We start from the raw sequence: 20,729 nt of genomic DNA on the forward strand, positions 1-20,729 counted from the left end.
GACCCAAAGCGGCCGTGGCGATAGAGGCATCAGGCGCGTTCAAGTGAATATCGGGCACACAGTCTAATACCTAAATCCATAAGAGATTCGAGAATTTGGAGGTTGAATGAAGGTAGGGTTTTTCTTCGGGGCAGGGGCTGAGATAGGTTATGGACTTCCAAGTGGCGGGAAGTTTGCCATAGACCTCTTTCGACAGGATGTGAGTGAGCATAAGAAAAAGTTACGTGAGCAGCTGGGGAAGATTGATCCACGAACCAATTACGCAACTAGTTGGCTTCCAGAGAACTATGCCACACAGCGGATTCATGCATTTGGTAAAAATGAATTTACGGCGTTAATTGAATCGTCAATTGAATACAGAAAAAATGAAATCATTCGCAGGCTTAATGCCTTTGATGAAGAGGTCGAGTACGCTCTTTCTCAACTAGGTATAGAAAAGGATGCTCTAATTGATAAATTTAATGAGCAGATGGGTACCGATTTCGGTGAACACTTGTATTCAACCGCAATAAGAATGAATCCAATTCTGGCTAATGAAGTCAGGCTTTTTGGAAGTGAATCATATTCCGCGATTTTAAGTGTTATTAGTGGTGGGCAGAATTCTGCCGATCTTCAGCGATACGCAGGATCCTTTCTTCAGCTACTTGTTGGGGCTCACGGTCAGCACTTAGTGCAACGACTAAACCAAGAGCTTTTTGAGGCTGCTCCAGATGATATTCCGATTTTCGATGACGTCACAGGAATGTTTAGGCTTGAGTTCAGTCGAGCTGGTCTTACCGCTTTAGAGCTGCTTCTTGAAAAGCGTCGTGATTATGATCTTGAAAATGGAGATGTTTCTGAAATCTTATGTGCTGTTTCTCAGCAGGTGCTAGAGAATATATTTACCACAGTCCTCGACTACCAGTCGTTAATAGATAGTCATTTTAGGTACCTTTTTTCACCCAGAACAGAATGGGCAAAGTTTTCTAAGATGGTGATTTTTCTGCGAGCTACTCGAGATTATATCGTTCAGCAATTAGAGGGAATTGGTGAACTCCCAAGAAGTGGTTATTATCACGATCTTGAGAACTGTGGAAAGTTAGGGCTTGAGATATCGGCGATTGGCACCTCGAATTATAACAATTTAGTTGAAAAAATATCGCAGGATCTTAATTTCGACATACCTGCCGTCCAGCACTTAAATGGCGGCGTGACTGATTACTATAACCCATACAAAAATTCAGTGATCTCAGAAAGCGATCCTGATCAGGTTCCTGAGGATCAGATACACGTCCCTTTTGTTCTTACTCAAAGCGGGTTGAAACCATTAACGTCTGTAGATATGTCTCGTAGGTATGTAGGGCTATACGATGAATATGTTGCGTGTGATCGTTTAGTTGTTGTGGGGTATGGGTTTAACATAGACGATAGTCACATTAACGGCCTTTTTAGGAAGCTAATCGAGGAAGCCGGGAAGCCAATGGTATGGGTCTGTTTGGATAAAGATGGTTCAGCAGAATCTCAGAAAAGAGCCTTGGTAAAGCGTTTACGTATTGCCCCTGAATACCGCGAGCTAATATCAGTAATTCCTGTAAACCCAGCGACTAGGTCCATTGGTGATGAAGGGTGGTTGGAGATTGTAACGCATGGCAATTAGGAGATGTAACTAAGCATTGCACCGGACAAGCCGGTGCAATGCGGCGTTATACATCAGGAAAATCTCAATGGCCGCTTCTGGCCGTATGAGGAACGTTAGCCCATCCTGATCAACGGCTTTTAATCCAAAGCAGGCATGAAGCATAACAGTTGTAAATGCCGTATCCGAGATGAGGTGTGCAGAAACCAGTTATCGCAAAATGTGTCCGGGGTGCCACATAGCCCAGAGCCTGATGTGATCGCTCTTCGTTGTAGTACTGGATTCAGCAGTGGATCACGATCTTGGCCTGGCCCAGCGATTCAAAGCTGTGTTGCCATATGAACTCTTCCTTCAAGCATCGGAAAAAGCGCTCCACAAGTCCACTTTGTTCCGGTGTATATGGCGTAGTGAACTCTTGACTCAGCCCATAGGCCTCCACCGTGGCCGTGTAATGACGACTGCTGAAGACGAGGGCGTTGTCGGACCTCAGAGATGGTGAGGTCTTGCTGGCGAGCCACCTCAGCGACCGTAGTCTTGCCCTTGAAGATGTCCATGACCACGGCGACCTTGCGCTTGACAGTCTAGAGTTTGACGTAAGGCTCGTTTCTCATCTTATCCTCTTGATCGCCGAACTATAGCCTGTGCAGCTATGAAGGGGGGGGCACTTCAACGCAGCACATCTCCAGCCGCCCGTGCCCCGACATGCAGTTACCCGCGTATTGGTTCAGGTCTATGTCGATCTATGGTTGAGGAGCGGTGTGGAAGGGTGTCAGGCAGTGCTTGCAGGGCATCCAGCGGCATGGGCTTGGCAAAGTAGAACCCTTGCAGCAGGTCACACTCGCGACGTATCAGGTCCTGTTGCTGTTCATGAGTCTCGATGCCTTCGGCGACCACGGTGAGGCCTATGTGATGAGCCATGGTAATGACTCCTTGGACAATGGCGGCATTGCGGGGACTGTTCAGAATATCCTGGATGAAAGCGCGATCCAGCTTGACCTTGTCAATCGGCAAGTCGCGAAGGTAGCTGAGACTCGAGAAGCCGGTCCCGAAGTCATCGAGCGCGATGGTGATGCCGAGCGCACGTAGCTCACCGATGAGGTCGACGGCCTGCGTGCCTCCTTTCATCAGGACGCTTTCCGTAATTTCCAGTTCGAGCAGCTCTGCGGGGAGGCTGGTTTCTTCGAGGATGGAGCTCACATCGCTCAGGAAGCCATCGCGATGGAACTGAAGCGATGAAATATTGACCGCAACTGGGGCAACCCGCTCCCCTCTGCTCAATCGATCGACCAGGCTTTGGCAGGCTTGCCGGAGTACCCAGCTGCCCAAGGCAATAATTTGGCCTGTTTCTTCGGCAAGCGGAATGAACACCCCTGGAGAAATCATCCCGTGTTGGGGGTGGTGCCAGCGCAACAAGGCTTCATTACAACGCACTTTTCCGCTGCCGGCATCGACCACTGGCTGGTAGTGAATCTCGAGCTGGTTATGGTGCAAGGCTAGCTGCAGTTGATGCCGTAGTAGCATCCTCGCACGGGAGTTCTTCTCAGCGCGTGGTGTATACCACTGCCAGGTATGACGTCCTTGGCTTTTGGCCTCGACCATGGCCAGGTCGGCTCGCTGTAGCAGCTGGTGGGCAGAGTGGATGCTATCACTGGTGTAGGACACGCCAAGGCTCGCGCTCATGTAGAGGATGTGCTCGTCGATCTCGAAAGGCACATCAAATTGGCGGAGAATTTTTTCCATGATGGCGGAGATCGCAGGGTAATCCTCAATATCGGGGATCAGTACCGTGAACTCATCGCCCGTGATACGGGCTAGGATGTCGTTTGGACCGAGCAGCTTGCGGAGCCGGTTGGCCACCGCCACCAATAGCCGGTTGCCGATGAAGTGGCCCAGGGCGTCGTTGATACCTCTCAGGCCGTCCAGGTCGAGGTAGATCAGGGCCAATAACCCTTGGCGCTGCTCCTGATGGTCGTGGAACGCTTCGGTGAGGTGGCTTTCCAGGGCACTCCGGTTGGGTAAGCCGGTGAGTTGATCGTGGGTGGCCTGATAGGCAATTTGGGCTTCTTGCCTGCGTTGTTGGGTGATGTCCTCCTGGGTGCCGATGAAATGAGAACACTGCCCATCCGTATCCAGCACGGGACTGATACGCAGGCGATTCCAGAAGGGCGTCCCATCGCTCCGGTAGTTTCGCAGCGTGACTTCTACGTCGTGGTGGTTAGCGAGCGCGGTGCGAACCTGCTCGAGGCTAGAGGGGTCGGTGTCCTTTCCCTGAAGGAAGCGACAGTTCTTGCCGAGTACCTGATCGTGTGTGTAGCCGGTGATCTGACAGAAGGCCTCATTCGCGTAGACGATCGGTGTGTCCGGCTGGCGGGCGTCGGCCATGATCATACCGACGGGGCTGGCTTCGATGCCTCGCTCCAATAGCTCCAGACTGGCGGCCTGACGCTTGCGTAGCGTGATGTCATGACAGATGGCATACATACCGACGATGTTGTCATCGGAGGTCACGGGGAAGGTGGTCACGCTAAGTTGGCGTGTTTGGCCTGTGGCGCTGCGGCCGAGCATTTCTTGCTGTTGTGAAGCACCGGTGAGGGTCGACTCGAAGGCCGCCTCGGCCACTTCATGGCTGCTGACATCGAGCAACTCCGTGTAGTGGCGGCCCATCAGGTCGTCTTCGGCATAGCCAGTGAGGCGTTCCAATGCCGCATTGGTCTGCTGTAAACGGCCATCCAGCCCTAACTTATAGACCCCATCCGGATGATTGGTGAACAGCGACGTATGCCAGGCCTTCAGGTGATTCAACTCCTGGGCATCCTGGTCGCGGACGATCGCGAGTGCTACGAGTGATGCGGCTTTTCTCAGAGTGTCTTGGCAGGCTGGAGACGGCGCTGATGGATGACGGTAATAGGTGGCGAAAGTGCCTAGCAGCTGCCCTTCCTTGGTCAGGATGGGCATCGACCAGCAGGCACGCAGGCCCTCCAGCCGGGCAGCCGCGCGAAAGACCTCCCAGCGACTGTCCGTCATAATATCTTCGGTGATGACCATCTGCCGCAAGAAGGCCGCGGTACCACAAGTGCCGACTCCATCACCGATACCTACGTCTTGCAGGGTCCTCTGGTAGCGCGCGGAGAACTGGGCGTTGGCGACCATGTTTAATGTATTGCGCTCAGGCGTGTAGCGCATGATGGACACCAGTGCCCCGTGGATCCGGCGATTGACCCAGGAGGTGATTGCCTCGAGGACTTCCTCGAGAGGCGCTTGGTACGCGATCATTTCATGAATATCCTGCTGCTCGTCCAGCATGGAAACTTCATGACTCATAGAGTGACTCCGGGCCAACCCAAGTACAGGCAGGCTCTCCTGGTGAATGTTCCTCGGGAAGCGTGGGCAGATTCCACGTGGTGGCCCCCTGTCTTAGTGCAAGCATGAAGGCGAATAGAAAGGGATCGTGGCGAGAACGGGCATGGGGTGATAAATAAATGCTAACTATTCCCTCTATGACACGTCGCTATCGAACTCTGCTTGTTCGGTACAGACCTGATCACGACCTGAACCTTTGGCGGCGTAGAGCGCCGTGTCAGCCCGCTTGAACACATTCGCCAGGGGTTCTCCCTTGGCATGCTCGCTGAGGCCGCTACTGATGGTGATGCTTAGCTCGTTGCCATCCTGAAGCGTGACGACGCCTGTGTTGATGTGCTGACGCACTCGCTCCATGACCTGTGTCGCTTTCGATGCCGAGGCACGCGGCATTACGATCACGAATTCCTCGCCGCCGATTCTGGACACGGTGTCGCCCTCGCGCAGGCACTCTGAAACCCGTGCGCTCAGCCACTGCAGCACGGTATCGCCGCTATCGTGACCATGTGCATCATTGACCTGCTTGAAGTGGTCGATATCGATGACGGCTAGTGAGAAAGGCTCGTCGCGTGCGATCAAGGTTGCTACATGTTCCTCGAGAAAGGCGCGGTTGGGCAGCCCCGTCAGGTAATCACGCGAAGCCTTGTCCGCCATCAGGTCGAGTTCCTGGCGGACCTGCTCGATCTCGGCCTCATGACTGATGACGCGCTCCACGGCATCGGCGACCAGCCTGATCAGTTCGATGTCCATCTCGGAGAACGGGGTGGAGCGGGAATGGGGGCTGGAGAAGTTGAGGGTTCCCCATACCTCGCCGTTGAGACGCAGCGGGGTGCCGATATAGCACTCGAGGCGAAAGTGCTGATAGCAGGGGTGACCGCTGATGCGGCCATCCTTGCCCGCTTCGGTGGTGTGGAATACCTCCGGGGTGTCGAGCATCAAGCGACAGTAGGTGTTCCCCAGGTCGAAGGTATCGTCCGGCGCGATGTCGACGATGTCGGAGGCCGCCCATTTGACTATGTACTGCTCGCCGATGATGCGACTGACCAAGCCGATATCCATCGAGAGCGTGGTCATGGTGTCGTGGAGCAGCCTGTCGATGATCTCGCTTGTGCTGATATCGGTGCGGTTCACGCCGCTATGGATATCGCGCAGCAGCTGGATCATCGCGCGGTATTCGGAGATGTCCTGAATGATGGCGTAGAATCCCACCACTTCCCCCTCTAGGAAGTCAGGGATGTACTTCTCTTTGAAGTAGAAGGTGCGGCCATCGACGAGCGAGAGGCGATCCTCATAGGTGCCTTCCTGGCCGGAGAAGGTCTTCTGACAGCGTGACCAGACCTTGTCATAGGACTGTGCATCGAGAACGGCGGAAATCGGCTGGCCATAGAGCGCCTCTCGGTCGATGCCGACGAAATCCACGAAGGCCTGGTTGTTGAGACGAAAACGGCCATCTCGATCGATGTAGGCCACCATGACCGGTAATCGGTCCGCGAGGCGCTCGACGATGCCCCGGTCGACTTGGAGAGAAGACGTGAGTTTGACGACGACGCTGCCATCGGCGAGGCCGTAGTAGCAGCCGGCACCATCCTCGACCGCCCAGGTTTCGCCAGCCTCCACCTCACGCCTGGCGAGGCTCTCCGAGACAGCTACCCCCAGATGGGTACGAATGTCCTTCAATTCTTCCGGTGCCAGACCGATCAGGTCGTCAGGCTTGCAGCCTAGCAGTGCCTGCGTATCACCCACGGCATCGCTGATCCGCTGGTCGCGTGAGATGTGTAGGTAGGCTGAGTGTGAGAGGTCCACCACCTCCTTCCACCAGTCAGGTTGGCTCACGACGTCATGTTCCCCTTATTGGTGCATCCGTATCGAGACGCCTACTTTGCGGTCTATCGGGGTCTAACGTCCATGTGCAATTGATGAACGCTGGGGCTCGCGCGATCTCTAGCTGGTGGTGATGGTGTTGTCCCGACCGATAGCATCAGGCCCAAGACGGGGGGTGGGACACGGTTTTGGTTTTACCTAGACCCCGGACAGTTTTAGGGAGCTGGCGGAGTGTCGAGATGATATTGCTTGGCTTCTGATCGATATGCTGCTCAATCCCTGCAGGCGGCAACATCTGCTGCCAAGTCTTGCAGGAATGACTTGAAGGGATCGGTGTGATTCATGCCCTTGTATGTTCTCGTTTGAGCATGTGGGAATAGTTGTTGATACTCCGCGAGATGGCTGAATGGCACGATATCATCGAGAGTCCCGTGGTAAAACGTCAGGGCATACGACTGCAACGACTCAATGTCGCGACTCGTCAGCTTGAACGGCGGGTGTTGCCAGTCGCTATCGGCGCCACACCAGAAGGGGGCTGCTGCAATAAAAACATGTCGCTGTTTCGGCAGCTTTCTCGCAACATGTTGCAAGGCCACGGATCCTCCTAGCGAATGACCAACAAGGCATACCTTACTGTCGATATCATCCACTGCGTGTGCAAGTGCTCGTAGCCAGGCGTCGGCTGAGGGCGATTCCGGATTCGGCATGTCAGGCAACATGACCCTCCAGGTGCTGCCTAACGATGCCTTAAGTACTGGTACCCACTTTGCCAACAAGTTTTTTCGCGAATAGCGGCTTGCGCCGTGCACGAGTACGAGAGTGGCCTTCTCTGGGATCATGAGGTTGATTGCTAGCCCTCCCTGCGGCTACCACAGAGTCACGGGGTATCAGCTTCAAGATGGTACGTAGAAGATCAAAAAGTAAGTAGAGAGGTTTGCTCTGATTGCTTAGATGCCTTTCTTTGCTATTGTAGCCGGAAGAGGAGCGTGCGCCTTTCCGGATGCCTATTTACGTTTATGGCAGCATTTGGCCGAAAGCGGTCCTGCCTACCATCTCTGGCTGGCGGTGGTCGGATGAAGTACTTCAGGCTGTGCTAATGGGAGCTGCATTCGACGTGGACTACCCGAACCTACATCTCTGAAGATATATCGGGAAAGCTTAACAACCTCGAAATCTTGGCGCAAAAAATCTAAAACTGTTACCTGGGGTTTTTACCATTTTAATCAGCAACTTACGTAATTATAACATGATATAAGCTACGGTAACCCCCTGGTACTCGTCGTCGCCATGGGGGGGCGCCAGCACCCCGGAGCCCAGGTAGCCGGGGTAATCGCAGGCCAGGTCGCGGCCCTCGTCGAGCCAGGCGGTGAAATCACGGTAACGGCCGCGAGCCACGCGGCGCGCCACCATCAGGGTGACGGGTTCGGTAGACATGGGTTATCTCCTGATACGCGGCTGCCCGGGTAGGGTATGCCGACATGAGCACGGGCCCGGTAAGGCCCTTCGCCCTTTGAGATGCAAAAGGTATACCCATCTCTTCGCCGCTGCCATTGCCCGATGGTCGGCAGTCCCACGCTGCCATCACCCGACGTTCTCTACACAGGACGCCCCTTACCAGCCGTTGCGCGCCTGTCGCTTTCCCACGCAAACCAAACCCCCGGTGCCCTTGCGGACACCGGGGGTTTGCGTGCGGGAGGAAAACCGTGGCCGATCAGGCGTTGGCGGCCACCGCCACTTCCTGGCTGCCGCGCTTGATCAGCGCGTAGCCCAGGCCAGTGACCAGCGAGCCGATGATGATGGCCGCGAGGTACAGGAACACCGGCGTGATGGCGTTGGGGATCAACAGCACGAAGACGCCACCATGCGGGGCCATCAGCTTGGCACCCACCAGCATCGAGATGGCACCGGTGATCGCCCCGCCGACCATGCAGGCGGGTATCACGCGCAGCGGGTCCTTGGCGGCAAAGGGAATCGCCCCTTCACTGATGAAGCACAGGCCGAGCACGAAGGAGGCCTTGCCGGCTTCCCGCTCGGGCTCGGAGAACTTCGACTTGGCGACGAAGCTTGAGATACCCATGCCGATCGCCGGCACCATGCCCGCAGCCATGACGGCGGCCATCGGTGCATAGGTCTCGGAGGCCAGCAGGCCGACACCGAAGGTGTAGGCCGCCTTGTTGATCGGCCCGCCCATGTCGAAACACATCATGGCCCCGAGCAGGATGCCGAGCAGCACGGCGTTGGCCGAGCCCATGTTCTCCAGGAAGTTGGTCATCGCGGACAAAAGGGCAGCGACCGGCTCGCCGACCACGTAGATCATGGTCAGGCCGGTGATCAGGCTCGCCACCAGCGGAATGATCAGGATCGGCTTGAGCGACTCGATGCTCGAGGGCAGCTTGACGTACTGTGCGACCGCCTTGGCGACGTAACCGGCCAGGAAGCCGGCGAGGATGCCGCCGATGAAGCCGGCCCCGATGCTGGAGGCCAGCATGCCACCGATCATCCCCGGCGCGATGCCCGGTCGGTCGGCGATCGAATAGGCAATGTAGCCAGCAAGCACCGGTACCATCAGGGCAAAGGCGGTACCGCCGCCGATCTCCATCAGTGCCGCGGCAAGCGTGCCCTCCTCCTTGAAGGCCTCGATGCCGAACACGAAGGACAGCGCGATCAGAAGGCCCCCCGCCACCACCATCGGCAGCATGAAGGACACCCCAGTCAGCAGGTGCTTGTAGACGCCCTTATCCTTGACGCTCTTGGTGGCCTCGCCGCCACCGGCGACACTGCCGGCAGATTCCACCTGGGCGTCCGCGAGAGCCGCCTCGATCGCCTGGCGGGGCTTCTTCAGCGCGTTGCCGGTGGAGGTGCGATAGATGCGCTTGCCGGCGAAGCGGGTCGGGTCGACCTCGATGTCGCAGGCCAGCACCACCACGTCGGCGGCGGCGATCTCTTGCTCGGTCAGCTTGTCCTGCGCCCCCACCGAACCCTGGGTCTCGACGCGAATCTCGTGGCCCAGCCCGCGCCCGGCTTCGCCCAGTGCCTCGGCGGCCATGAAGGTGTGCGCCACCCCGGTCGGGCAGGCGGTCACGGCGACGATGCGCTTGCCGTTAGTCCCTGCCACAGCCGTCTGGGCGTCTTCAGCCGACGGCGTATAGGTCGCCGCCTCGGCCTGCGCCCGCTCGAGGAAGGCGGCGGGGTCGGGTAGCGCCTGGGCGATCGGGGCCTGGTAGAGCGACTTGCCCTTGAGCCGTTGCGGATCCGGCACCGTATCGGCGGCCACGACCACCAGATCAGCGGCGGCGATGGCCTCGGCGGAGGCCGGTTCGACCGGTGCCAGTTCACCGTGCATCTCGACCGTGGTGGTCCAGCCCAGCCGGCTGGCCGCCTGCTCGAGCCGCCGTGCGGCGAGGAAGGTAGTGGCCATGCCGCTGGGGCAGGCAGTAATCAGGATGACATTCATGCGAGCGCTCCCCCTGCGTCTACGTCGTTCAGGCGACGCACGCGGGTCTGTTGTTGGAGGTAAGGGAAGTCATCGGCGTGAGGGTTACCCACGCCGACATGGCGAACGGCTTCGGCGGACAAGGCCGTCGCGAAACGCAGCGCCGCATCGGGGGCATGGCCCTCGAGGACGCCGTGCAGCATACCGGCGAGCAGGGTGTCGCCAGCACCCACGGTACTGGCGACCGTCATCTTCGGCGGCTTGGCATGCCAGGCCCCACGGTGGCTGACCCACAGCACGCCGTCGGCCCCGGCGGAGATCAGTGCTTCCTGGATCCCGGCCTGATGCAGGCGCAGCCCAGCCGCCAGCCGGCGAGCGTCGTTATCCAGCGCCTCACCGGCCCACTCGGCCAGCTCCAGCTCATTGGGCTTGACCGCACTGGGCGCGGAGGCGATGGCGCTTGCCAGCGCCGGCCCGCTGGTATCGACCCATACCGGCAGACCGCGCGCCTTGAGACGCGCGATCAGCGCGGCCTGGTCGTCGGCGCTGATGCCGGGCGGCAGACTGCCGGCGATCACCACCGCATCGGGGCGACGGCGAGCGTCAGCGGCCAGCGCCTCGAGCCCGTCGAGGAAGCCAGTGAAGGCCGTGGCATCGATGGCCACGCCGGGGCCGTTGACGTCGGTGACGCGGCCATTGTGCTCGGCAAGCTTGGCATTGATGCGAGTCTCCCCGGGCACGCGCAGGAAGGCGTCCTCGACGCCCAGGTCCTCGAAGGCGCGCCGGAAGGGGGCGTCGTTGTCGGCCCCCAGAAATCCGGAGACCACGACCTCATGACCCAGTGACACCAGCACGCGGGCGACGTTGACGCCCTTGCCGGCGGCACTCAGGAGCGTCGACTCGGTACGGTTGACCTCGCCAAGGCTCAGCGCCGGCAGTCCAATCGCCAGATCCAGCGCCGGGTTGAGGCTGATCGTCAGGACCCTGGCCATCAGCGCACCTCCAGGGCGTTTCTCACGTCATCGCTGGTCGCCTGGGCCAGGGCCAGTTCGGCCTGAGCCTTGGCATCGGCAAGATCGAATTCACGCAGCCGCGCCTTGACCATTGGCACCTGGCGAGCGCTGACCGAGAGCTCGTCGACACCGAGCCCCACCAGCACCGGAACCGCCTGGGCATCCGAGGCCAGCTCGCCGCACACCCCGACCCACTTGCCGTGAGCATGGGCCGCCTCGACGGTCATCTGAATCAGGCGCAGCACCGCCGGATGCAGGCCATCGGACTGAGCAGACAGCTCCGGGTGGCCGCGGTCGATGGCCAGGGTGTACTGGGTCAGGTCGTTGGTCCCCACCGAGAAGAAGTCGACTTCGGCGGCCAGAGTCGGCGCCAACAGCGCGCAGGACGGCACCTCGATCATCACGCCGAGCTGGACGTCGGTAGCACGCTGCTCGGCGGGGATCTCCTCGAGCAGCCGATCGAAGATCGCCTTGGCGGCCCGGAACTCGGCGATGTCCTTGACCATCGGCAGCATGATGCGCAGCGGGCGGCCAACGCCCGCCAGCAGCAGGGCACGCAGCTGAGTCTCGAGCACCTCGGGCTGAGTCAGCGCCAGACGGATGCCGCGCAGGCCGAGGAAGGGATTGTCCTCCTGAGGCACCGGCCAGTAGGGCAGCGGCTTGTCGCCGCCCACATCCAGGGTGCGGGCCACCAGCGGGCGACCGTCGAGAGCCTCCAGGGCCTCCTGGTATTCACCGATCTGGGTCTTGAGATCCGGCGCCTCGGAATGCGCCATAAAGATGAATTCGGTGCGCAGCAGGCCCACGCCCTCGGCGCCACGCTCCACGGCATCCGCGGTGTGAGCGGTGTTGCCCAGGTTGGCGGCGACCTCGACGCGATGACCGTCGCGGGTGCGTCCTTCATCGAAGCGCGCGGCCCAGGCCTCACGTTCCAGGCGCTGATGTTCCTTGAGGCTCAGCTCGGCCCGCTGGCGACGCTCGGTGGACGGGGCCGGCGTGATGCGTCCGCGCTCGCCATCGAGGATCATCTCGACGCCGTCTTCCAGTGTCAGTACCCGCTCGCCTGCCCCCACCACGGCGGGGATACCCAGGGCGCGGGCCAGGATCGCGCTGTGAGCCGTGGCGCCACCACGTGCCGTCAGCAGCCCTCGTACCCGGCTGGTGTCGAGGCGAGCGACGTCGGAGGGTCCGACGTCGTCCATCACCAGGATGTAGGGATGATCCGGCGGCGTCGGCAGGGTGATGTCGCACAGGATTCCCAGCACGCGACGGCCTACGTCACGCAGGTCGGCGGCGCGTTCGGCGAGCAGGCGGTCGGCGAGCATTTCCTGAGCCCGGGCGGCGGTCTCGATGGCGGTCCACCAGGCGGCCTCGGCGGAATAGCCTTCCTGAATGCCTTCGCGGGCGGCCTGAAGCAGCTCCGGGTCGTCGAGCATTTCCTCGTGCATCGACAGGATCTCGGCGACCTCGCCGCCCTGGGCGCTGTGCACCAGCGCTTCGAGCTGCTCGGTGCCTTCACGAATGGCCGCGTCCAGGCGGCGCTTCTGCTCGCTGGCATCCGCGGCACGCTCGGGGTACTCGAAGCGCGGGGTGCGCATCACGAACAGCGGCGCAATGGCCATGCCCGGCGAGGCGGCAACCGCCTGGTAGGGCGTATCCGCGGGCAGAGGCTCCGGCGGCTTGGCGCCCTCGGGAGGCGTGCTGGCCACGTGCTCGCGGCCTTCTTCGAAGGGCTGCACCACTTCCCCCAGGCCGCCCAGCATGGCCTCGCACATGGCCTCCAGGGCCTGAACGGCGCCCTCGCCTTCCGCCGAGAACACCAGCTGCTGGCCGCGCCGAGCGCCGAGGCCGATGACCTTGGTCAGGCTGGCCGCGGACACGGCTTCGCCGCCGCCATCGGCCAAGCGCACCCGTACCGCGGCGCTCTGACGCCGTGCCACTTGAATCAGTTGCTTGGCCGGACGCGCGTGCAGGCCGTGGGCGTTGAGCACCCGGGCCCGGGCGGTCTGGGCGCTGGCCGACTCGCCGGACAGTCGCGCCAGCACGTTATCGGCGGAGAGCTGATGCAGATCATGGCCTTCGCCACGCTCGAGCAGCGCCGACAGACGTTCCAGCAGCCCCCGGTGGCTATCGCCCTGAGCGGCCAGGCAGAAGACACCACTCACGGCGCTGTCACCCTGCCCGATCACGGCCTCGGGCGTCGCCAGCGACATCGACGGGGTCGCCACGCCGCTGGCACTGGTCGCGAGCCACAGGCCCTGGCCAAGCGACAGCGGCGATTGGGCGGCGATGTCGGAAACGAAGTCGTGACCGACACAGCCCGCCTGGCGCAGCCGGGCGGCACCGGCCAGGGCCAGCTCGAGCCGGTCCCGAGCGGGAAAGTTGAGACACAGGGTCTCATCGTCGAGGCGCGCCTCGACGACCGCCTTGGACAAGAGCCCGGCTACCTCGGCGCGGGAGCCGGCCGCGGCCAGCCGCTCGGCCACACCCTCGCGGTCCAGCACATGCGTCAGCTGGCGCAGGATATCCAGGTGCTCATCGTTCTGAGCGGCGATGGTCACCAGCACATGCACCCGGTTGCCGTCATGCCAGTCGATGCCATCGGGGAACTGCAGCACGCGCACGCCGGTGCGCTTGACGTGGGTGCGGCTATCCGGCGTGCCATGGGGAATGGCGATGGCATTGCCAAGGAAGGTGGATGATTGCGCCTCGCGGGCATGCAGGCCATCGCGATAGGCAGCCGCCACCAGGCCGGCCTCGGCCAGCGCCGAAGCCGCTTGATCGAGAGCCGCGCGCCAGTCGTCGGCCTGGCGGTCGAGCAGGATATCGTCCTGTCCGAGTGTCAACATGTAGCCTCCTGTGCCTGGGGCGGGGCAACGGGGGTGCCAACCGCTGGCTGGCGGCCGTTGCGTCCGGCCTTGCCAACCTTCTCTTCCCATGGCTGAATCGTGTCACCTAAGGTTTGATACAATGCTGGATCGAGTCAGGTCATTTATCAAGCCGGATCGACTACGACCTTGGGCGTAGCCGGTAACGCCGCGGACTCCAGTAGAATAGGCCGCACCGAACACAAGGGATCACCATGACACTCGCAGAAATCGCCCGCCTGGCCGGCGTCTCGCGGACCACGGCGAGCTACGTCATCAACGGCAAGGCCAAGGAGCGGCGCATCAGCCAGGAGACCGTCGATCGGGTCATGGCGGTGGTCGAACAGCACCATTACCGGATCGATGCTCAGGCCGCAGCGCTGCGCCGGGGCGCCAGCCGCACCCTGGGCCTGATCATTCCCGACCTGGAGAATGCGAGCTACGCCCGGCTCGCCAAGCGCCTCGAACAAGGCGCGCGACAGCGAGGCTATCAGCTGTTGATCGCCGGCTCCGAGGATGATCCGGCGCGCGAACGCGAGCTGGCGAGGGCCCTGCGCGCGCAGCGTTGCGAGGTGCTGATCGTGGCCAGCTGCCTGCCAATGGACGACCCCTTCTACACCGACCTGATGGCCGGCGGACTGCCGGTGATCGCCGTCGACCGGACCCTGGCCCCGGACCGCTTCGTGAGCGTGGTCAGCAACAACCAGTCGGCGGCCAAGGCGCTGACGCGCTCGGTCCTCGCCCCCGGCCTCAAGCGTATCGTCTGGCTGGATGCCGTACCGCAGCTGTCGATCAGCACCGAGCGACTGGCGGGCTTCCACGAGGCGCTCAAGGGCCACGACTGCCAGGCGGTGGCCCACAGCGGGGCCCGCTATGACCGTCAGGAAGGGGCGCGGCTGATGCGCGAGGTGCTTAAGGAACAGGGCATGCCCGATGCGCTGGTCACGGCGTCCTACACCCTGCTCGACGGGGTGCTCGACGAATTGCTGGAGAGCGGTGGCCTGCCGGCGTCGCTGCGCCTGGCCACCTTCGGCGATGATCGGCTGCTGGACTTCCTGCCGCTGCCGGTCAACTCATTGCCCCAGCAGCATGACCGGATCGCCGAACTGACCCTGAATCGCGCTCTTGCCGCCGCCCATGGCGATTACCGCCCCGGTCGCGTGGTGGTGGAGCGATCCCTGCGCCGGCGCCTGCCAGCCAACGCTTGAAGGCATCGACAGCGGGGACACTCCCAGGCCTCGAGGCATGACAGGCGGCATCGGGCGTAGGGTCAGTCGCGCACGCCTGACGGGGCGGCCACCGGCTCAGGATCAGCCTCGAGCCAGGCGTCCAGTGCCGCCAGAGACGGGGCCAGACTGGCCTCCAGCGCCTCAAGCAGGCTCGCCAGCACCTCCTCCCGGGCTTCCCGCGCCGCCGTTTCGAGCGCCTTGGCGCCCTCCCCCACCCGCAGCAGGCCAAGGCTCAACGCCTCCCCCTTCATCAAGTGCGCCTCTTGCATCACCGCCTCGAGCCGCCCCGCCTCGATCCCGGTCGACAGCGCCTGTCGACGCTTGGGCACCTGCCGGCGATAGACGTCCATCAGCTGGTGGAGGCCCTCTGCTCCGAGGTGCTCATGCAGCTCCCCCAACACCTCCGGCGCCAGCCAGTGATCCTGAGACGGATCGCCCTGGCCGGGCTTGGCGACATCGCAGGCGGCCGCGCTGCGATCCGGAGCCGCGCGATCGAGATGATGTTGCAACATCTCCCTGAGCTGCGTGCCGGAGAGGGGCTTGACCAGATAATCGTTCATGCCGGCGGCCAGGCAACGTGCGCGCTCGTCACCGAAGGTGCCAGCGGTCATGGCCACGATCGGCACCCGGGCACACCAGTCGTCGCGCCGTCGCAGCTGGCGCGTCACTTCCAACCCATCCATCCCCGGCATCTGCAGATCCATGAAGATCAGGGCAAAGGGCTCGCCCTGGATCAACCCGAGCGCCTCTTCACCCGACGAGGCGATCTCGACCCGGCAGCCCAGACGATCAAGCATGGTGCGCGCCACCTGCTGATTGATCACGTTGTCTTCCACAATCAGCAGCCGGTGGCCGGAGGGCAAGGCGGGAGGAGGAGGTAGCACAACGTCTTCGATGGCGCCCTCCGTGGTCTTGGCGGCTGGCAGGGGAACCTCGAACCAGAAGCGGCTGCCCTGCCCCGGACGACTGCTGAAATCGATCTCTCCCGACATGGCCGCCACCAGGCGCCGACAGATCACCAGCCCCAGGCCACTGCCACCGAAGCGCCGCGCCGTGGAGGCATCCCCCTGCCGGAAGGGCTCGAACAGGCGCGGACGCTGGCCATCGGGAATGCCGGGCCCCGTATCGCTGATTGAGACATGCAGGCACTCCTGCGAGGAATAACGCACCCTCACCGAGACCTCGCCCCGCTGGGTGAACTTGATGGCATTGGAAAGCAGGTTGAGGATCACCTGGCGCAGTCGGCCCGGGTCGCCATGCAACCGATGGGGGACGCCCTCGTCCAGCCGGGACGTCAGGGTGATGCCCTTGTCGGCCGCTCGGGGCTCAAACAGGCGCACCGCCGACTCGATGAGCTCGGGCACGGCAAAGTCGACCTGCTCGAGCTCGAGCCGCCCCGACTCGATGCGCGAGAAATCGAGAATGTCGTTGATCAGCTCCAGTAGCTTGTCGGCGCTGTCATGAATGATGTCCGCATAGCGCCGCGAGGAGGCATCCAGGGGACGCTCCCGCAGCATCTCGCTCATGCCGATCACGCCATTGAGGGGAGTTCGGATCTCGTGACTGACGGTGGCCAGAAACTCCGACTTGGCCCGGCTGGCGGCCTGCGCCTTCTGCACCGCCTCCTCGAGTCGACGCCTCAGCTCCCCCTGCGCATGGCGCGAGGCGTCATTCTCGCGGGCCTCCCGAAACAGGAAGCGCGTGACCATCAGCATCGACAGGCTCATCAACCCCAGCAAGGCCAGCAGCAGCCCGTGCAGCATCTGCAGCGCTTCGCGCTCCCGCTGCTCCTCGTTGGCCAGGTAGGCATTGGTCGCAATGACCAGCCGCTCGCTTAGCAGGATCAGAGGCGCCAGCGCCGAGTGCAGCGCGTGGCGCGAGTCGGCATCCAGGCGCTCGAGACTACCGAACTGCAGGTCGAGGATATCCATCTGGGTGGCAATGGCGGGTATCAGTCGGTTGCGATCGTCGATGCGCTCGAACAACAGGCTGGCCTCGCCACGCTTCAACAGGTTGAGCCGGCTGTAGAGCAACTCGAACGGCATGCGCAGCGACGCCAGATCCTCGGCCTCGTCTAGCCGGCTGCGCAACTGGATGGCCTCGCGATCCAGCTTGTAGGCCGCCCAGGAGGCATCCCCGCCGACGCTTTCGGCAAGGCTCTCCTGACGCCAGACGATCATGCTGGCGACCACCACCGCGGCAACGAAGAACCCCAGCACCGAAGCGGCGCCGAGCTTCAATCTCAGCGGGTAACGCAGCATGGCAAAGGCCGGGGGTGGAAACGGTGACAGCAGGTGTCAATAGACATGTATCTCGGCGACCTGCCAGACACTGCGGAAGCGGATGGTCTCGGTATTGAGTTCGGAATGCTCATCGAAAGGGTATAACACGAACAGTGGGCCGAAGTCGCGAACCGCCAGGGGCTCACCGTCCCGGGACATGGCCAGGATGACCCCGTATTCCTCGACATCGCTGATCGGTATCTCCCCCGAATAGTTGTTCAGCGCCTCGACCTTCAGCCAGTCGCCCCGGGCCCCGACCCGAGCCAGCAGATCGCGCATCAGAGGTCCACTGAAACGTCGTGACCGATCCGTCCAGGGGGTGTCGGTTTCCACGACTTGCTCAGGCAGCGCACGCAACATCTCGCGATCGAAGCGGGCCTCGTCGCCGGCGTTGGTGTAGCGGATATCGCCGCTGATCTCGAGCAGCACCGGCCCCTCGGGGGCCGGTAGGGTCGATGGCTCCGCATGAACGGGCGAAACACACAGGCTTGCCAGCAGCCACCAGATGAGAGATTGGGCGATCGGATTCATAGCAGCCTCCGATGTTCCAGATTTCAGTGATCAGTCTGGGCGCTCGCCTGACTCGGATCAGGCGCCGACGCCCCACTCCCGGGCCTCGCCTCGAGGCCTCACGCCAGGATCTCGACCTCGTCACCCAGCGCCAGACGCCCCTCCTTCAGCACCACCAGGTTCTGGCCAAACAGCACCTTGCCCTCGTCGCCGCGCCGATAGGTGGCCAGCGTCTTGAGCGGCTCCTTGCCAGGCAGGAAGCGCCCCGTGGCCGGGTCCACGGTGATCATCGCGCAACGCGCGCAGGGCTCCGCCACGCCCAGCTCCACCTCCCCGATGCGCAACCGCCGCCAGCCGTCCTCGGCGAAGGCGGCACTGCCCGCCACTACCAGGTTGGGGCGAAACTGGGCCATGCGGTGGGGCTTGTCCTGTGAAGGCCCCAGGCGAGCGTTGAGGTCGTCGAGGGAGCCTTCGCCGATCAACAGTAGCGGATAGCCATCGGCAAAGCCCACCCGCTGCCCAATCGATGGCCGGTAACGGGGGGAGCGATCGTCCAGGCACAGCAGGTGCACGGGCTCCTCCAGCACGTCGCTGCACCAGGCATCGGCTTCCCGGGTGGTGGTCAGGGCCTCGAAGCGATCTCCCCACACCTCGGTGGCGAAGGGCGCCCGGTCGAAGGCCGAACGGGCCAGCTCAAGCGCCACCTGGCCGGGAAAGCGCAACACCAGGACCTCATCATCGGTCTGCACCTGCATCAGCTCGAGCCGAGGATGGGTGCGAGCGGTGACGAAACGGCCATCGGGGCGCGCCAGCATGAAGCGCCGATCCCCCGCCAGTCCTTCGTCACCGACCAGGGCATGCTCAAGCGCCTCGCCCGCGCAGGACTTGAGCGGGTAGCGATATAACGAGGACAAGTGCGGGGAGGAAAAGGGCATGACAGGCGATCCGTGCGGGCAAGCGAGTGATGAAACCGCCCATCCCCCGGCTCAGGCAAGAGCTCCGGCCGGCGGATGGGTGATCCAGCTTAACGGAGGGAGTAGCGACGATGCCAGCGAGCGCTCGGCTCAGGTCGCCGGCCGCTCGATGATCTCGACCTTCACCAGGTCCTCGTAGGCATGCCAGCTGGCATGGCCCAGGACCGGCAGGATCACGGCCAGGCCGATGTAGAAGGTCACCACACCGAGCAGTACGCTACCGGTGAGAATCGCCGCCCACAGCAGCATGGGACGGAAGTTCTGCGCCACGGCCTTGAGGCTGGCCTCGATACCCTCCATGAAGGTCAGGTCCTGATCCATCAGGGTGGGAATGGCCACCACGCTGATCGAGAAGGCGCCGAAAGCCAGCACGGCTCCCACCGCCGTGCCGACCAACAGCATGCTCAGGCCCTCCGAGGTAGTCAGCAGGGCCGTATAGAGCGTATCGGGGCTTGGCACCTCGAAGCCGAAGAAGAGCGCGAACAGCAGCGTGGCCAGCCGAATCCAGGCGAGGAAGAAGATCATCATCATCACGCCCATCATCGCCAGCTGGCCGGCATGGTCGCGCCAGGCACCGAAGGCATCGCCCAGGGTAGGTGTGCGATGCTCCTCGAGGGCCCGGCTGATCCCGTAGGAGCCCACCGCCACCAGTGGGCCGAGGAACATGAAGCCGGCAACCAGCGGCAGCAGCCAGTGCCACAGGTCCAGCATGAACGCCGCCAGGGTGGTGGCCAGGCTCAGGCCCACCCAGAACATGCCATAGGCCAGGCTGACCGCCGTGGCATCCCGAAAGTCCTGAAAGCCTGCAACCAGCCAAGCTCTGGGCCTGTCCATGCCCACCGGGTTGATGCTGATCTTGACGTTGTAGTCCGAAGGCTTGGGACCCTTCGTGGCAGCTGCATTCATGGCATACCCCTTAACCGCTCGCGGTGATGGTCGCCCTGTGGCTGGATATCGCATCCGGCAATACCCATGAGAGCGCGTTGGCCAGTAAGGCAAGATGCCCTAACGTTTTTTTCCGTAGTCATTTTTCAATGTAGACGAGGGCGCGTTTACTTGCTGCCGAACTCATGCGTGCAGCATGACGTTGCACTCCCGTTCGCCGCCTGGGCCCCAGAAACGCCACCCCCCGACCGGTGGAACCGATCGGGGGGTGGGCGACTTGCGGGACGGTGTTGCCGCTAAGGGATCAGCGCACGATCATCACCGAGATCTTGCTGTGGTGCACCACATGCTCGGCGTTGGGGCCCAGCACATAGTCGGCGAACTTGCGCTTGTTGTGCGAGGCCATCACCACCAGGTCGATATCGAGCTTCTTGGCGGTCTCGATGATGGCTTCCCAGGGCGAGCCATCGGCGATGGCGCATTGCACGGTGACATCGCTCGGCACGTGCTGCTTGACGAAGGCATGCTGGGCATCGCTGATCGCCTGATGCGCCTTCTCGCTGAAATCGGCAGGAAAGTAGGACCCGACCAGCGGCATGCGGTAGTCGGGCAGCACGGTCACGAGATGCAGCGAGGCGCCGAAGGTCTGGCACAAGGCCAGGGCGGTGGGCAGCGCCCTTTCCCAGGACGCTTCCTCGTTGAGATCCACCGGCAGCAGAATTTTCTTGTACATGATCTAGCCC

Annotated in this window: 14 protein-coding genes and 1 pseudogene; 2 read left to right on the plus strand and 13 right to left on the minus strand. The window is 61.9% G+C overall.

The window, feature by feature from the left end; genetic code table 11:
• Positions 1 to 106: 106 nt before the first annotated feature.
• Positions 107 to 1,636: a hypothetical protein gene (locus IEJ03_RS11330; protein ID WP_192034963.1), complete on the plus strand. Its 1,530-nt coding sequence runs from the start codon at positions 107 to 109 to the stop codon at positions 1,634 to 1,636.
• Between the two features lie 262 nt (positions 1,637 to 1,898).
• Here IEJ03_RS11330 and IEJ03_RS15970 read toward each other — a convergent pair whose 3' ends face one another.
• The 8 genes and pseudogenes from IEJ03_RS15970 to ptsP form a co-directional block, all read right to left on the minus strand.
• Positions 1,899 to 2,054 carry an integrase core domain-containing protein gene (locus tag IEJ03_RS15970; RefSeq protein WP_277950326.1) on the minus strand — a complete coding sequence of 52 codons (156 nt, stop codon included), beginning with the start codon at positions 2,052 to 2,054 and terminating at the stop codon, positions 1,899 to 1,901.
• Between the two features lie 269 nt (positions 2,055 to 2,323).
• Positions 2,324 to 4,918, minus strand: coding sequence for an EAL domain-containing protein (locus IEJ03_RS11340; protein ID WP_242457948.1), 2,595 nt, complete (start codon positions 4,916 to 4,918; stop codon positions 2,324 to 2,326).
• A gap of 192 nt (positions 4,919 to 5,110) precedes the next feature.
• The gene (locus IEJ03_RS11345; RefSeq protein ID WP_192034965.1) at positions 5,111 to 6,805 is read right to left on the minus strand and encodes a diguanylate cyclase; all 1,695 of its coding nucleotides are present in this window, start codon (positions 6,803 to 6,805) and stop codon (positions 5,111 to 5,113) included.
• Positions 6,806 to 7,065: 260 nt separating this feature from the next.
• A complete protein-coding gene (locus IEJ03_RS11350; RefSeq protein ID WP_192034966.1) occupies positions 7,066 to 7,632 on the minus strand; it encodes an alpha/beta fold hydrolase in 567 nt (188 codons plus the stop codon).
• A 430-nt stretch (positions 7,633 to 8,062) separates the two neighbouring features.
• Positions 8,063 to 8,227: pseudogene (locus IEJ03_RS11355) on the minus strand (antibiotic biosynthesis monooxygenase); the annotation flags it as partial.
• Between the two features lie 277 nt (positions 8,228 to 8,504).
• Entirely contained in the window at positions 8,505 to 10,247 is a 1,743-nt protein-coding gene (locus IEJ03_RS11360) for a PTS fructose-like transporter subunit IIB (protein WP_192034967.1), read from the minus strand.
• The gene (gene pfkB, locus IEJ03_RS11365) at positions 10,244 to 11,218 is read right to left on the minus strand and encodes a 1-phosphofructokinase (RefSeq protein ID WP_192034968.1); all 975 of its coding nucleotides are present in this window, start codon (positions 11,216 to 11,218) and stop codon (positions 10,244 to 10,246) included. The genes IEJ03_RS11360 and pfkB overlap by 4 nt, the downstream gene beginning before the upstream one ends.
• On the minus strand, positions 11,218 to 14,088 hold the full coding sequence (gene ptsP, locus IEJ03_RS11370; protein WP_192034969.1) for a phosphoenolpyruvate--protein phosphotransferase: 2,871 nt from the start codon (positions 14,086 to 14,088) through the stop codon (positions 11,218 to 11,220). Before ptsP ends, pfkB begins: the two co-directional genes overlap by 1 nt.
• A 233-nt stretch (positions 14,089 to 14,321) precedes the next feature.
• On the opposite strand from ptsP, the gene cra reads away from it, so the two are divergent.
• Complete coding sequence (cra, locus tag IEJ03_RS11375; RefSeq protein ID WP_192034970.1) at positions 14,322 to 15,314, plus strand: catabolite repressor/activator; 993 nt, start codon at positions 14,322 to 14,324, stop codon at positions 15,312 to 15,314.
• 62 nt (positions 15,315 to 15,376) lie between these two features.
• Here cra and IEJ03_RS11380 read toward each other — a convergent pair whose 3' ends face one another.
• The 5 genes from IEJ03_RS11380 to IEJ03_RS11400 all read right to left on the minus strand — a co-directional run bounded on the left by IEJ03_RS11380 (position 15,377) and on the right by IEJ03_RS11400 (position 20,719).
• Complete coding sequence (locus tag IEJ03_RS11380; protein ID WP_192034971.1) at positions 15,377 to 17,596, minus strand: ATP-binding protein; 2,220 nt, start codon at positions 17,594 to 17,596, stop codon at positions 15,377 to 15,379.
• 36 nt (positions 17,597 to 17,632) lie between these two features.
• Positions 17,633 to 18,148: a molybdopterin-dependent oxidoreductase gene (locus IEJ03_RS11385; RefSeq protein ID WP_192034972.1), complete on the minus strand. Its 516-nt coding sequence runs from the start codon at positions 18,146 to 18,148 to the stop codon at positions 17,633 to 17,635.
• A gap of 98 nt (positions 18,149 to 18,246) precedes the next feature.
• Positions 18,247 to 19,062: an MOSC domain-containing protein gene (locus tag IEJ03_RS11390; RefSeq protein ID WP_192034973.1), complete on the minus strand. Its 816-nt coding sequence runs from the start codon at positions 19,060 to 19,062 to the stop codon at positions 18,247 to 18,249.
• Positions 19,063 to 19,191: 129 nt separating this feature from the next.
• Complete coding sequence (locus tag IEJ03_RS11395) at positions 19,192 to 20,007, minus strand: DUF2189 domain-containing protein (protein ID WP_192034974.1); 816 nt, start codon at positions 20,005 to 20,007, stop codon at positions 19,192 to 19,194.
• A gap of 283 nt (positions 20,008 to 20,290) precedes the next feature.
• Positions 20,291 to 20,719, minus strand: a complete 429-nt coding sequence (locus tag IEJ03_RS11400; protein ID WP_192034975.1) for a universal stress protein — start codon at positions 20,717 to 20,719, stop codon at positions 20,291 to 20,293.
• Positions 20,720 to 20,729: the final 10 nt, after the last annotated feature.

Source organism: Halomonas sp. YLGW01 (genome assembly GCF_014840935.1).
Taxonomy (GTDB): Bacteria; Pseudomonadota; Gammaproteobacteria; order Pseudomonadales; family Halomonadaceae; genus Onishia.

What these genes read in the sequence shown, in the direction of transcription:
- pfkB (WP_192034968.1), bottom strand. Translation starts at nt 11,218, where the DNA reads ATGGCCAGGGTCCTGACGATCAGCCTCAACCCGGCGCTGGATCTGGCG.
- IEJ03_RS11395 (WP_192034974.1), bottom strand. Translation starts at nt 20,007, where the DNA reads ATGAATGCAGCTGCCACGAAGGGTCCCAAGCCTTCGGACTACAACGTC.
- cra (WP_192034970.1), top strand. Translation starts at nt 14,322, where the DNA reads ATGACACTCGCAGAAATCGCCCGCCTGGCCGGCGTCTCGCGGACCACG.
- IEJ03_RS11360 (WP_192034967.1), bottom strand. Translation starts at nt 10,247, where the DNA reads ATGAATGTCATCCTGATTACTGCCTGCCCCAGCGGCATGGCCACTACC.
- IEJ03_RS11340 (WP_242457948.1), bottom strand. Translation starts at nt 4,918, where the DNA reads ATGCTGGACGAGCAGCAGGATATTCATGAAATGATCGCGTACCAAGCG.
- IEJ03_RS11330 (WP_192034963.1), top strand. Translation starts at nt 107, where the DNA reads ATGAAGGTAGGGTTTTTCTTCGGGGCAGGGGCTGAGATAGGTTATGGA.
- ptsP (WP_192034969.1), bottom strand. Translation starts at nt 14,088, where the DNA reads ATGTTGACACTCGGACAGGACGATATCCTGCTCGACCGCCAGGCCGAC.
- IEJ03_RS11350 (WP_192034966.1), bottom strand. Translation starts at nt 7,632, where the DNA reads ATGATCCCAGAGAAGGCCACTCTCGTACTCGTGCACGGCGCAAGCCGC.
- IEJ03_RS11385 (WP_192034972.1), bottom strand. Translation starts at nt 18,148, where the DNA reads ATGAATCCGATCGCCCAATCTCTCATCTGGTGGCTGCTGGCAAGCCTG.
- IEJ03_RS11400 (WP_192034975.1), bottom strand. Translation starts at nt 20,719, where the DNA reads ATGTACAAGAAAATTCTGCTGCCGGTGGATCTCAACGAGGAAGCGTCC.
- IEJ03_RS11390 (WP_192034973.1), bottom strand. Translation starts at nt 19,062, where the DNA reads ATGCCCTTTTCCTCCCCGCACTTGTCCTCGTTATATCGCTACCCGCTC.
- IEJ03_RS11380 (WP_192034971.1), bottom strand. Translation starts at nt 17,596, where the DNA reads ATGCTGCGTTACCCGCTGAGATTGAAGCTCGGCGCCGCTTCGGTGCTG.